This window comes from Spartobacteria bacterium UBA695, assembly GCA_002298145.1.
Classification (GTDB): domain Bacteria; phylum Verrucomicrobiota; class Verrucomicrobiia; order Chthoniobacterales; family Chthoniobacteraceae; genus UBA695.
This window is the reverse complement of record DBMP01000007.1, coordinates 30,100-42,640: the sequence shown is the minus strand read 5'-3', so window position 1 is coordinate 42,640 and position 12,541 is coordinate 30,100. Positions and strand designations below refer to the sequence as shown.

The window sequence follows — 12,541 nt, the reverse complement described above, 5'->3', positions numbered from 1 at the left end:
AAAACTCCTGTTAAGCCCTCCTAACGACCTTGCCGGCCAACCCCGGCTAGTTGAACGTCAGGTTCTTTACCCCGGCGGCTCCGGCGGCGTTGAGGACGTCCATGACGCGCTCGTGCTTGGCTTCGAGCGCGGGGCGGATGATGACGGGGTCTTTGTTGTCGAACTGGACGATGGTGTCTTTAAAGCGGTCGCGCAGTTTATCGAGGTCTTTGTCCGTGGCGGTGCCCATGATGGTGTCGTTGACGAGCACGCGGCCGTCGGCGGTGATGTCGACCATCATCGGGGTGGGCGGCAGTTCGGTGGTCATGCCGCTGGGGGATTTGCTCCCGGGGAGGTTGATGTTGAGCTCGCGCTCGGCCACTTGCGACCCCGCGCTGGCCATGAAAAAGAGCATAAGGACGAAGACCACGTCCACCATGGGTGCGATCTGGAAGCCCGCGTCGCCGTCTTCGTTGCCGATGGATGCCATATGTCTTGCGGTGTGGGGGTGGGGGTTAAAGTTGGGAACCGGCGGCCTGTTGGTCGGCCCCTTTTTTGTCCACGACGGAAAAGGTGACGTTGCTGATGCCCGCGGCGCCGACGGCGCGCAGGATTTCGCGCTCGTAACCCCAGCTCGCGGTGCGGTCCACGCGGACGAGGACGCGGGTCATGGGGTTTTTGCTCAGTTCGTCGACTAGCCGGGGGATGAGTGCTTCGGCGCTTTCGTAGGGCTGGCTGTCGATCTCGATGCGCCCGGAGTTGTTGATGGGGACCCAGAGGACGTTGATGATGACTTGGCCGGGGCTTTTCTTGGGCTGCTTGGCGTCTTTGGCCACGGCCAGCGGGATCTCGCGGTTGCTTTGGAGGACTTCCGTGGAGCTGATCGACATGAAGAAGACGAGCAGGACGAGCAGAATGTCGATCATCGGGGCGATCTGAAATTCTGGGTCCTCTTCCGCGGGGTTGCGGGTGGCCGCCCGCGCGGCTTTCGCTTTGTTATGGCGAGGCATGGGGGACTTTAGGGGGGGGCTAAGGTTGGATGGGGGCCCCCGGGGTTACTGCTGCCATTGCAGCGTGGCACCGCAGTGCGGGCACGGGTTCTGTCCGGCGGTGATGGCGCCGTTGCAGATGGGGCAGTTGGTGGAGAGGTCTACGGAGACTTTGCGCGATTCGTTGGCGTTCGGGGCTTTTTCGTCGCCGGTGCCCGCGCTGAAGGCTTCGCCGATCTGGACGCCGGAGAGGTCCTCGTAGGGAATGTCGCGCACGAGGCTGTTGACGGTGTCGTCGGCGTAGACGATGGCCATCTGGGCTTTGTTGCGGAAGATGTAGTAGAAGACGAAGGCCGGGATGGCGATGAAGAGGCCGCTGGCGGTGGCCAGTAGCACTTCGCCGATCTTCCCGGAGAGGGCGCGCGGATCGGAGATGCCCGAGCCGGCGAGGACGGAGAAGGCCCCGATCATGCCGACGACGGTGCCGAGCAGACCGATCATCGGCGAGACGACTCCGATGACGGAGAGGTAGCTGTTGCGGGTGCGGATGATGGTGGCTTCGCGCAGGCCGTGCTCTGAGATGGCGTCTTCGACGGCTTCTTTGCCGCGGCCGAGGCGGCTCAGGCCTGCCTTGAGGACGTTGGCGATGTAGTTCTGGTTGGCGTTGCAGGTTTCCCAGGCTTCCTGGTAGTTGCCTGCATTAATAATAGAGCGCAGGGTCTCGACCAGGGTGGGGGGGGTGAGCTTGGCCTGGCGGATGGTGGCAAAGTTCTGGATGACCAGCGTGACCATCGTGGCGGAGGTGGCCATGATGACGCACCAGATGATCATGATCAGCGGGCCGCCGTTCTTGATGGTTTCAAAAATGGTTTCCTTATGCGGGCCAGCTTCCTGGGCGAAGCAGCTGGTGGATGCCAGGAGGAGCAGGCTGAGGCCAAGGCCGAAACGGAGACAATGACGGGTTTTCATCTGGGAAGGAATGGGGGAATAGGGGGATGGATGGAGGATATGGGTTCGTCGAGCGGTAAGCTCGCTGAATTTAGCGAAATGGCAAGGCTAGGGAATCGTAAGGGATGGATCTTGTTTGCGCAAAGAGTCGGCTCGTTCCTGTGCCTGCCGCGCGGCGTTGGCGTCGCGGTGAAAGAGGGTCACTGTTTTCAGGTAGTATTCCAGGGCGGGGGCGTTCTGTTGGCGTGCTTCGGCGATTTGTCCCAGCAGGAAAAACGCCTGGCTGTAGGCGATCGCGTCGGGGCCCGTCTCAAAGGGGTTTTTTTGCGCGGCCTCGGCGATGGGCTCCAGCTTGGCGAGGGCTTCGTCGAAGTTTTTGCGCGAAAAGGCGATGCGGGCCATGCCGACATCCACCTGGATGCTGCCGCCCCGGGGATAGGCACGCTGGAAGTCTTTGTAGGCGGCCTCGGCTTCGGTCAGTTTGCCTTGGGCTACGTAGATGTCGCCCACGAGGCTGGCGGTTTCGCGAGCCCAGTCCACCGGCAGGCCCAGGAACTTGCCGTTGACGGCCTTGGCGAAGGTGAGCGCCTTGGCGTAGTCCTTTGCTTCAAAGGCTTTATTGGCCTCGGCGACCTCCGCCGGAGCCTCCTTGGTCACTGAGGTGATGATGGCCAGGGGGACGCCAATGGTGCCCGTACCGACCTGGATTTGCACATTGGCGCCGCTGACGCCAAGAATTTTGACGTCCTGAGTCTGTCCTTTGGAGACAATTTTGTCTTGCGCCAGGGCGGGAAAACCAAGGAAACAAAGGGTGGCGAGACTAAAACTGAATGCAAAAAGACGTTGCCGGAGGGATAAGCTGCATCTTAGCTTCATTTTTTCGAGATAGATGTTATGTAATCTCCTCCCCGAAATCAACAGCAACCCGTACCCATTTTATTTTCATGCTTCACGTATTCCGAAAATACCAGCAACCGCTGATGATCGTTCTCACCATTGTGATCATCATCGCCTTCGGAGTGTTCTTTACCCCTGGCAGCGGAAAGGGGCGGCAAGCCGCTGGACGTGATTTCCGCATCTACAACCGCAGCTACAGCCAGGACGACCTGGAGCGCCGGGCTCGCGGCATGCGCGTGGCGATGTATGGCGGCCTGGGCGACCTCGTGATCGGCCTGACCCTCGGCAACCCTTACTCTGAGCGGGCGGCGGATAACTACGTGATCGACTCGATCGTGCTGGAGCATGAGGCCGCCGTTCTCGGCATTACGGCCACCGACAACGAGGTGGTTGCGGCGGTGGAGAAGCTGCCGGGCTTCCAGACGGCCGGGACCTTTGACCCCGCGAAGTACAATGCCTTTATTGATAACGTGCTCAAGCCGAACGGGTTCACCGCGGACCGGTTCGACGCCCTCGTGCGTAACCAACTGCGCTTAAAGAAGCTCGTCGAGCTGCTCGGCGGCACGGTGGAGGTGACTCCGGCTGAGTACCGGGCCCAGTACATCCAGAGCTACCAGAAGATCCACGCCTCCGTGGCCCGGCTGAGCCTGGAGGACTTCAAGGCGGCGGTGACGCCGACCGACGAGGAGATCAAGAAAGTCTACGAAGGCCATGAAAAGAGCTACACCGCACCGGAAAAGCGCGTTGTGAGCTTCGTTCGCCTCGACCTGACGGACGCCGAGAAGGCCCTCAAGGGTAAGGAACTCCTGGACGCCCGCCAGAACCTGGCCAACCGCGCAAACGACTTCGGCCAGGATCTTCTTAAGGAAGGGGCTGTTTTTGCCGACGTGGCCAAGAAATACGGCCTGAGCGTCCAGACGACGCCGGAATTTTCCGAGAAAGCCGCTCCCGAAGCGCTGCAAACGGTGCCGCAGGCCGCGACTGCCGCCTTTAAACTGACGGAGGCCGAGCCGCTTAGCGACGCCCTCCCGGCGGGCAACGGCTATGCGATCCTGCACCTCGACAAGGTGGTGCCGAGCCGCCAGCTGACCTTTGAGGAAGCCAAGCCGCAGGTGATCGAGCAGATCAAGACCGAGCGGGCCAACTCTGCCCTGGTGGCCAAGGGAGCCGAAGGCCGCGCCAAGCTGGAAGCCTCGCTGAAGGCGGGCAAACCGTTTGATGTCGCCGCCAAGGAAGCCGGGTTCAAGGTGGAGACGCCGGATGCCTTCTCGCCTGCCGAGCCGCCGGAAAAATTGACCAACGCGGAGGAAATTCTGACCAAGGCTGTGGAGCTTTCAGACGGGGCGCTGAGCGAATTCACGCCAGTGGCCGGTGGCGGGCTGATCGTGCATGTTGAAAAGCGCGACCCGGTGGACGAAGCCGAGCTGAAAAAGAACGAGGCCGAGCGCCTTGCCTCCGCCAACGAGCGCAAGGGCATGATCGTCTTTATGCAATGGCTGGAGACCCGCCGCAAGCAGGCCAACATCGCGGCCGGGGCGTAACCGCTCCAGGGGAGCACCTCTTTTTTCCGTTGCAAGAACCGCAAACCATCCAGCGCCTCTTTGGGAGCATCGCCCGGCGTTACGACCTGGCCAATCACCTCCTCAGCGGCGGCTGCGACTTTCTCTGGCGACGCCGCGCGGCGCGGATCGTGCGCGGCTGGGCTCCCGGGCGCGTGCTCGACCTGGCCACGGGCAGCGGCGACGTGGCGTTGACGCTCCGGCGGTATTTGCCGGAGGAGGTGCTCATCGTGGGCGCGGATTTCTGCGTGCCGATGCTGCGCGAGGGGCTCAAAAAAGGGGCCGGGCCCGTGGCGGCCGCCGATGGGCTGGCGCTGCCGTTCGGCGACGGGGCCTTTGACGCGCTGACGGTCGCCTTCGGCCTGCGCAACATGGCCTCCTACCTTGGGGCGCTCAAGGAAATGCACCGGGTGCTGCGGCCCGGCGGGCATGTGCTCATTCTTGATTTTTCGGTGCCGCCGCCTCCGCTTCGCTGGGTTTACCGGCCTTACCTACACCATGTGCTCCCCTCTATCGCCGGGTGGCTTACCGGGGAGCGTTCGGCCTACGAGTATTTGGGCGAGTCGATCGAGGCTTTCCCTTCCGGCGCGGCCATGAGCGCGCTGCTGGAGGAGGCCGGGTTCGCAGAGCCCACGGCCGAGCCGCTCACGGGCGGGATCGTCTCGCTCTATACCGCCAGAGCGTAGCGGCCTGTTAGCAGGCTTGCCTTCCGGTGCGCTTGGGCTCATTCTGAGCGTTCTCCTTATGGCAAAGACGTTTTTCATTACCACCGCCATCGATTATACCAACGCGGCGCCGCACATCGGCCACGCGTATGAGAAGATCCTTTCTGACGTGATCGCGCGCTATCACCGAATGAAGGGTGAGGAGGTCTTTTTCCTCACGGGCGTGGATCAGCACGGGCAGAAGGTGCAGCAGAGCGCGGAAAAACAAGGGCTCGCCCCGGCGGAATTCGCGGCCGGAGTCACCGAGAAATTTATCGCCCTTTGGACTAAGCTCGGCCTGAGCCACGACGCCTGGGCCGCCACCACCGAGCCGCTTCATAAGGATGTCGTGCGGAAAATCCTCCAAAGCCTTTACGACGCGGGCGAAATCTACAAGGCCAGCTACTCCGGCTTCTACAGCGTGCGGCAGGAGCAGTTCCTGACCGACAAGGAGCGCGGTGAGGACGGCGAATTCGGCCCCGAGTGGGGCGAGGTCGTCGAAATCACCGAGGAGAACTACTATTTCCGCCTCGCCAAGCATCGCGACTGGCTGCTCTCCTACATCGACGCCCACCCGGGGTACGTCACGCCCGCCTTCCGCCAGGCCGAGCTGCGCAATGCTGTCGAACGCCTCTCGGGCGATCTCTGCATCTCCCGGCCCAAGGCCCGCCTGGAATGGGGCATCGAGCTGCCGTTCGACCCCGGCTACGTCACCTACGTTTGGTTCGACGCGCTGGTCAACTACATCAGCTTCGGCGGTTACTGGAACGGCGCGGAGCCGCACAACGCCGAGTTTGACAGCCGCTGGCCCGCCCTTCACGTCATCGGCAAGGACATCCTCGTCCCCGCCCACGGCGTCTACTGGCCCATCATTTTGCACGCCGCCGGGTTCACCGACGCGGAAATCCCGCCGCTCCTGGTCCACGGCTATATCAACATCGGCGGTGCCAAGATGAGCAAGAGCCTCGGCAATATTGTCGACCCTGCGATCCTCTCCGAGAAGTACGGACCGGGTGCGCTTCGATACTACCTGATGCGCGAGGCTGCCACGGGGCAGGACATGGAATTTTCCGAGGATCGCTTGGTGATCCGTTACAATACGGACCTCGCCAACGACCTGGGCAATCTGCTCAACCGGACCTTGAACATGGCCAAGCGCTACCGTGCGAGCGTGGTGAAGAAGCCCGCCGATAACGCCGAGTGGCTTGCGGAAATCAAGGCCGTCGTGGAGCTCTACACGGCCAAGATGGACGGGTACCTCACGCACGCCGCGCTCGAAGCCGCCTTTGGCCTTGCCGCGAAGTGCAACGCCTACATCGAGACCCAGGCCCCGTGGAAGCTGGCGAAGGACCCGGCCCAGGCCGATCAGCTCGACGCCGTGCTCTACAACCTGGCCGAAGCGTTGCGGGTTCTCTCGATCCTGATTTCCCCGGTGCTGCCGGAAGCCGCCGCGGGTATGGCGGCTCAGCTCAATATTCCCGCCGGTTTGACGCTTGCTGATGTGGCGACGCCGCTGGCCGACGGACACGTTCTGGGCGCTCCCACGCCGCTCTTTCCCCGCATCGAAATCCCTGCGGCGGAGTAGAGGAGGGAGCCGCGGAGATTTTTTCCCCGTGCCTCTTCAGGACACTACGCAGGACACTTCGAGCGCAAAGGCCGGGAAGCGAGGAGGTCGGAAACCCCGTCTTTGCGCCCCCGGGTGGGCGGGTCAGGCCGCCCAGGCCGGTTTGAAGTAAGCGAGCAGCTCGTTGCCGGGGATTTTGGTCAGGTCCGAGTGCACCCGCAGCAGCGCCCGGTAGCGGAGGTCTTTGGGTAATTCCTTCAGGATCGCTTGGTGGATCTCCGAGGAGGCGGCAAAGCTCCAGGCTTCCGGTTTCTCCTGCTGGAGGACGGTTTCGATTCGGTCGGCCACCAGTTTGATCAAGCGCTTTTGTTGCTCATGCTCGGCGTGCAGGGCCTCGCTTCGCGCCATCGCGGTGACGGGCCCCATGGCGCCCATCCCGGCGTTGGCCTTGAAGCGCCCGGCCGAGTCGGTAAATTTATCATGGACCCGGGTGTGCGCCTCCGGGAACTCCACATCGTCGATTAGTTCCAGCTTGCGCCCTCGGGTGGGTGTTTCCGCCACTCGAAACGCTTTCAAGCAGCCCAGATTCGCGGCAACGACAACGGTATTCATCCTATATGGGAATCGTTTGCCGACCCGGCAAAGATTGCCGGGTTTTTCTCTATGACCCTCTTTTTTTAGGGTGCCCCGTTGCTGGCGTTGGCGCTGCGCCGCCAGGTCAGCACGACGAGCCAGAAGGCGAAGAGCTGCGTGCGCTCGGGGATGGAGGGCAGGCAGTTGATGGAGGCGCGTCGGGCGAGCAGTCCCGAGGGCTGGATGGTCCCCACCTCGCGCTCGCCGTGGTAGATCGAAAAGGCGCGGGTGAAGAGGTTCTGGGCCCGCAGCGTGTAATCCCCCTCCGGCGTCGTCAGCACAAAACGGCGCACGAGCGGGTTGGGCTTGTTGGCCTCGCTGCATGGCTCGCGCTCGGCCTCCAGCGTCCAGCGGCCGCTTAGCCAACCTTGTTTACGGATGTCGAAATGCTCTGGCCCGAGGCCGATGCCGCCCGCTTCGGTGAAGAAATTGATGGATAGCTCCGCGGGCCCCGAACGCGCCCCCTCGATACGATAATCCCAATTGAATACGGACTTGGGGACACAGCTCAGCATCATGCGAACGGGGGGGTGGGGGGTTCTTGGAGATTTGTCGCTCTTCCGGGGAAAAGGCTCAATGCAAAATCCGGGTTGCCGCGCACTTTTTTGTTATTCCGCAGGGGCCCTCGCGCGTAAAGTGGAGCCCGGATATGAACGCGGATTCCACCCTGGGGCCGGAGGGGCCCTCCGGAGATGTGGACGTGACTCGCGAGGCGCGAAGGCGCGCAGTGACCGTCGCGTACAACCCCGAGGTGGTCTCCGGCGAGGCGGCCCGACAGGTGGCCAGCCGCATCGAGCCCGAGGGCGGCGATCATTTTGAAAAATACCTCCTTCGCCTCCATGGCCGCGCCAGCGAGGCCACGGCCATGCGCTTCGAGCGGAAGGCGGAGGCGATCCCCGGTGTGCGGCGCGCGACGGCGACCTTCATCGGCGGGGTGATGAACGTCACCTACAACGAGGCCGTCCTCTCGCCCGAGGAGGTGGTGCGGAAAATCCACGGCATCGGTGCGCCCGTGACGCCGTGGAAGGCCGGTGAGGAGGCGCGCTTTACCCGTGCGGAGCTGGTGGCCGTCGCGTTGACGGCGCTTTGCCTCGGCCTCGCCGTGGGGGGCTGGATGGCGGGGCGCGGGTCGGTGTTATCCAATGTGCTATTCGCCGGGGCGTATGGCTGCGGCGGGTACCCGGGCGTTCGGGCCAGCATCCAGTCGTTGCGGCAGTGGACGATCGATGTGGACCTGCTCATGGTGCTCGCGGCCCTTGGCGCGGCCTACGTCGGCGCGCCGCTGGAGGGGGCCGTGCTGCTCTTTTTGTTTTCGCTCTCCAACGTGCTGCAATCCTTTGCCATCGACCGGACGCGCAAGGCGATCCGCTCGCTCATGAAGCTGCGGCCGGAAAAAGCGCTCGCCCGGCGCGGGGAAAAAAACGTGCTCCTGCCGGTCGGGGAACTCTCCGTGGGGGACATCGTGCTGGTGCGCCCGGGGGAGGCCATCCCGCTCGATAGCGAGATCGTTGAGGGCTCCAGCGCCATCAACGAGGCTTCCGTGACAGGCGAATCGATTCCGGTGCTCAAGCAGGCAGGCGATCCGGTTTTCGCCGGGACGCTCAACCAGAGCGGCGGCTTGGAGATCCGTGTCACCCGGCAGGCGAAGGACTCGACCATCGAGAAGCTGGTGCGCATGGTGGAGGAGGCCCAGAGCGAAAAGGCGCAGACGCAGCGCTTCCTCGACCGGGCTGAGCAATGGTACGCCTGCGGGGTCATCGGCTTTACGCTGCTCTTGATTTTCGGGCCGTCGGTTTTGCCCCACGTTTTTCCGCAATGGCTGGAGGACCGGCCGTTTGCTGATGTTTTTTACCGCGCCATGACCGTCATGGTGGTCGCCTCGCCTTGCGCGCTGATCCTCAGCACCCCCGCCTCCATTCTCTCGGCAATTGGCGGCGCGGCCCGGCGTGGCGTCCTCTTTAAAGGCGGCGCGCATCTGGAACGGACCGCCGGGGTAAAGGTGGTGGCCTTTGACAAGACCGGGACGCTCACCGAAGGCCGTCCGCGCGTGACGGACGCTCTCATTTTCGGAGAACGCCAGGCGCTCGGCGGGGCCCGGCCCGAGGCGCTGGAACTGCTCCGGCTGGCCTCGGCCATCGAGGCAAAAAGCGAGCATCCGCTAGCCCGGGCGCTGGTGGAGGAGGCGCAAGCGCGCGGGCTGGAGCCGCCGCCGTGCGCGGGGTTCCAGTCGGTCTCGGGGCAGGGAGCGAGCGGGCGCGTGGGGGAGCGGTGCATCGGCGTCGGCAGCCCGCGCTACTTCGAGTCGCTCGGGGCGGCGCTGGACCCGGAGACTGCACGCGGGATTGAGGCGCTCCAGGCCGAGGGCAAAACGTGTGTGCTGGTGGGCGAACTGGGGCGGGACAACGCGGCCCCGGCCCGGGTCCTGCGGGTGCTCGGGGTCTTGGCCGTTGCCGACGTGCTGCGCGAGGAGGCGCGGGAGGTGGTGGAGCGGCTCCGGGAGCTGGGCGTGAAAAAAATTGTGATGCTCACCGGGGACAACGCCCGGGTGGCCGCCGCCATCGGCGCGCAGGCGGGCGTGGACGAGGTGCACGCCGAGCTGCTGCCCGAGGGGAAGGTGCGCGTGCTCAAGGGCTTAAAGGAGATCGGTCCCGTGGCGATGGTTGGCGACGGCATCAACGACGCCCCGGCCCTCGCGCTGGCCGATGTCGGTGTGGCCATGGGGGCCGCCGGGACGGATGTGGCCATGGAGACGGCGGATCTGGTGCTCATGAGCGACAACCTGCGCAACGTGGCCTTTGCCATTTCCATCGCGCGCCAGGCCCGGCGGGTCATCTGGCAAAACCTGGCCTTTGCGATGACGGTGATCGTCGCGCTGGTCATCTCCGCGCTCGGGTTCGCGCTGCCGTTGCCTTTCGGCGTCGTGGGGCACGAGGGGAGTACGGTGCTGGTCTGCCTGAACGGGCTGCGGCTGTTGGCGTTCCACGGGAAATGGGGAAAATGATGGATGATCCTGCCTGCCGTAGGAAGCCCGCCACCAGCGCGTCTTCTTTGCGCCTTTGCGGCTTTGCGTGAGAATAGAATCTCCCCTTTTTCCTGACCACTTCCTTACAAATACCGGTTGCGGGCGCAATACGCCTCGCTATGCTCCCCTCCATGCGTTTCCTCCGGTCGCTGACGCGGATTATTATTTTTCCCGTGCTGGTATTTCCTGTCCTGATCTTTGCCTTTCAGGACAAAATGATCTACCACCCCCGGCCCTATCCGCAGGAACAGTTGATCGAGCTTCGGCAGAAATTCCGCGAAGCGAGCCGCGTTTCGCCGCTGGACTACGCCACCCAGCAAGGCCCGCAGCGCTGCTATTACGTCCCGCCCGCGAGCGGCACCGCCCCGGGGCATCTCTGGGTCCTCTTCAACGGCAATGGCAGCCTGGCGCTGGACTGGATGTACCTCCTGGACCGCTACCCCGCTGCCAAGGACGCCTTTTTGCTGGTGGAGTACCCCGGTTATGGCGCGTGCACGGGGCATCCGTCATCGAAGGCCATTCAGGAATCCGCCGACGCCGCGCTGGCGGCCCTGGCCGGGCGGATCGGGGTGGCGCAAGACGTTCTGGAGCCGCGCCTTGCGACGCTGGGGCATTCACTCGGATGTGCGGCCGCGCTCGGGTTCGCCGCCCGGCACCCCGTGGAGCGCGTCGTGCTGCTGGCCCCCTTTACCTCCATGGAGGACATGGCCCGGAGAACCGTCGGCACGCCGCTTTGCTACCTGCTGGCCGATAACTACGACAACCGCGCACGGCTTCGGGAAATCGCCACCCGGCCCACCCCGCCCAAGGTGGAAATCCTTTCCGGCACCCGCGACGGCCTCATCCCCGCCGCCATGGGCCGCGAGCTGGCGGACCTCGCCCCGGGGATCGCCCGCTTCATCCCCGTCGAGGGGGCGGGGCACAACGACATCCTGAGCCACACCGGCCTGATCCTCCCCGCCATGACGGGCGAGAGCGGGCCCCGGTGGTGATTTTGTCCTATTTTGTCCTAAGCGCTCCCCTTCTGGCTGCCCCCGTTTTCGGGCTTGCTCCCGGGTAGGGCTCCCGCGATACTCTGTTATTTATGATCGTCACCACTGCCCAACTCGCCAAACACGCCTACGGCAAATACGCCGTCGGCGCGTACAACATCAACAACCTTGAGCAGACGGCCGGCCTCTTCCGTGGCTGTATCGACAGCCAGGCCCCGTTTATCATCCAGCTTTCCAAGGGTGCCCGTAACTACACCGACAAGCGGTTCCTCGAAGGCATCATCCGTGCCGCCGACGAAATCTACCCGGAAGCCATCTACGCCGTGCATCTCGACCACGGCGACGAGGAGACCTGCTACGACTGCATCGACTCCGGGTTCTACAGCTCCGTCATGATCGACGCCTCCCACCACGCTTTCGATGAGAACGTGGCCATCGTCAAACGCGTCGTTGACCGCGCCCACGCCAAGGGCCTCACCGTCGAGGCCGAACTCGGCCAGCTCGGCGGCGTCGAAGAAGACGTCGTCGTCGACGAAGGCAACGCCTGCCTCACCGACCCGAACCAGGCCGTCGAATTCATCCAGCGCACCGGGTGTGACTCGCTCGCCGCCGCCATCGGCACCAGCCACGGCGCCTTCAAGTTCAAGGGCCAGCAGAGCCTCCACTTCGAGGTCATCAAAGAAATCGCCGAGAAGGTCGCCGCCGCCGGTCTGCCTCCCATCCCGATCGTCATGCACGGCTCCAGCAGCGTTCCTCAGGACGAAGTCCGCCGGATCAACGCCGCGGGCGGCAAAATCCAGGATTCCTGCGGCGTCAACGAAGACGAATACCTCCCGGCCGCCAAGCTCGGCGTCACCAAGATCAACATCGACACCGATGGCCGCCTCGTCTGGACCCGCGTTCACCGCGAATACTTCCGCGATAATCCCGCTCAGTTCGACTTCCGTCCTCCGGGCAAGATTTTCATCGACGAATACGCCAAGTTCATCGCCCACAAGAACGGCAAACTTGGCAGCGCCGGTCAGCTTAGCTCCCTGCGCGCCGCATTGAGCAAATAGTTCCGGTTTCGAGAAACGACGGTAAATTTCTCCAATTTGGGCGCTTTCCGGCATGGAAAGCGCCCTTTTTTTGCCGAACGGGCCATTCTTCTCTTTTTCACCTTGCTCCCGTCCATAAAGTCGCCTACATGCACAGGTTGGCGTGCGATATAATCGTAAGCCAAACCGACAGGCGTCAGCCGCTCGTCCGCCGGGA

Annotated in this window: 12 protein-coding genes; 6 read left to right on the top strand and 6 right to left on the bottom strand. The window is 63.6% G+C overall.

Features of this window, described 5'->3' with window-relative positions; all coding sequences use genetic code 11:
* Positions 1-46: 46 nt before the first annotated feature.
* From B2828_RS03645 to B2828_RS03630, 4 genes are all read right to left on the bottom strand, one after another.
* A complete protein-coding gene (locus tag B2828_RS03645; protein WP_479632330.1) occupies positions 47-469 on the bottom strand; it encodes an ExbD/TolR family protein in 423 nt (140 codons plus the stop codon).
* 25 nt (positions 470-494) lie between these two features.
* A complete protein-coding gene (locus B2828_RS03640; RefSeq protein ID WP_479632329.1) occupies positions 495-989 on the bottom strand; it encodes an ExbD/TolR family protein in 495 nt (164 codons plus the stop codon).
* A gap of 45 nt (positions 990-1,034) precedes the next feature.
* On the bottom strand, positions 1,035-1,937 hold the full coding sequence (locus tag B2828_RS03635) for a MotA/TolQ/ExbB proton channel family protein (protein WP_479632328.1): 903 nt from the start codon (positions 1,935-1,937) through the stop codon (positions 1,035-1,037).
* Between the two features lie 87 nt (positions 1,938-2,024).
* Positions 2,025-2,792 carry a tetratricopeptide repeat protein gene (locus tag B2828_RS03630; protein ID WP_479632327.1) on the bottom strand — a complete coding sequence of 256 codons (768 nt, stop codon included), beginning with the start codon at positions 2,790-2,792 and terminating at the stop codon, positions 2,025-2,027.
* A 68-nt stretch (positions 2,793-2,860) separates the two neighbouring features.
* On the opposite strand from B2828_RS03630, the gene B2828_RS03625 reads away from it, so the two are divergent.
* The 3 genes from B2828_RS03625 to metG are packed head-to-tail and all read left to right on the top strand — an operon-like array spanning position 2,861 to position 6,661.
* Complete coding sequence (locus B2828_RS03625; protein WP_479632326.1) at positions 2,861-4,354, top strand: peptidyl-prolyl cis-trans isomerase; 1,494 nt, start codon at positions 2,861-2,863, stop codon at positions 4,352-4,354.
* A gap of 29 nt (positions 4,355-4,383) precedes the next feature.
* Positions 4,384-5,058, top strand: coding sequence for a ubiquinone/menaquinone biosynthesis methyltransferase (locus B2828_RS03620; RefSeq protein ID WP_479632325.1), 675 nt, complete (start codon positions 4,384-4,386; stop codon positions 5,056-5,058).
* 58 nt (positions 5,059-5,116) lie between these two features.
* Positions 5,117-6,661: a methionine--tRNA ligase gene (gene metG, locus B2828_RS03615; protein WP_479632324.1), complete on the top strand. Its 1,545-nt coding sequence runs from the start codon at positions 5,117-5,119 to the stop codon at positions 6,659-6,661.
* A 123-nt stretch (positions 6,662-6,784) separates the two neighbouring features.
* On the opposite strand, the gene B2828_RS03610 is transcribed toward metG, so the two are convergent.
* Together B2828_RS03610 and B2828_RS03605 are read right to left on the bottom strand one after the other, a co-directional pair.
* On the bottom strand, positions 6,785-7,252 hold the full coding sequence (locus tag B2828_RS03610; protein WP_479632323.1) for a host attachment protein: 468 nt from the start codon (positions 7,250-7,252) through the stop codon (positions 6,785-6,787).
* A 65-nt stretch (positions 7,253-7,317) separates the two neighbouring features.
* On the bottom strand, positions 7,318-7,791 hold the full coding sequence (locus tag B2828_RS03605) for a hypothetical protein (protein ID WP_479632322.1): 474 nt from the start codon (positions 7,789-7,791) through the stop codon (positions 7,318-7,320).
* 131 nt (positions 7,792-7,922) lie between these two features.
* Between B2828_RS03605 and B2828_RS03600 the strand changes: the two genes are divergently transcribed.
* The 3 genes from B2828_RS03600 to B2828_RS03590 all read left to right on the top strand — a co-directional run bounded on the left by B2828_RS03600 (position 7,923) and on the right by B2828_RS03590 (position 12,345).
* Positions 7,923-10,274: a heavy metal translocating P-type ATPase gene (locus tag B2828_RS03600; protein ID WP_479632321.1), complete on the top strand. Its 2,352-nt coding sequence runs from the start codon at positions 7,923-7,925 to the stop codon at positions 10,272-10,274.
* 152 nt (positions 10,275-10,426) lie between these two features.
* Positions 10,427-11,287: an alpha/beta hydrolase gene (locus B2828_RS03595; protein WP_479632320.1), complete on the top strand. Its 861-nt coding sequence runs from the start codon at positions 10,427-10,429 to the stop codon at positions 11,285-11,287.
* Between the two features lie 92 nt (positions 11,288-11,379).
* The gene (locus B2828_RS03590; RefSeq protein ID WP_479632319.1) at positions 11,380-12,345 is read left to right on the top strand and encodes a class II fructose-bisphosphate aldolase; all 966 of its coding nucleotides are present in this window, start codon (positions 11,380-11,382) and stop codon (positions 12,343-12,345) included.
* Positions 12,346-12,541: the final 196 nt, after the last annotated feature.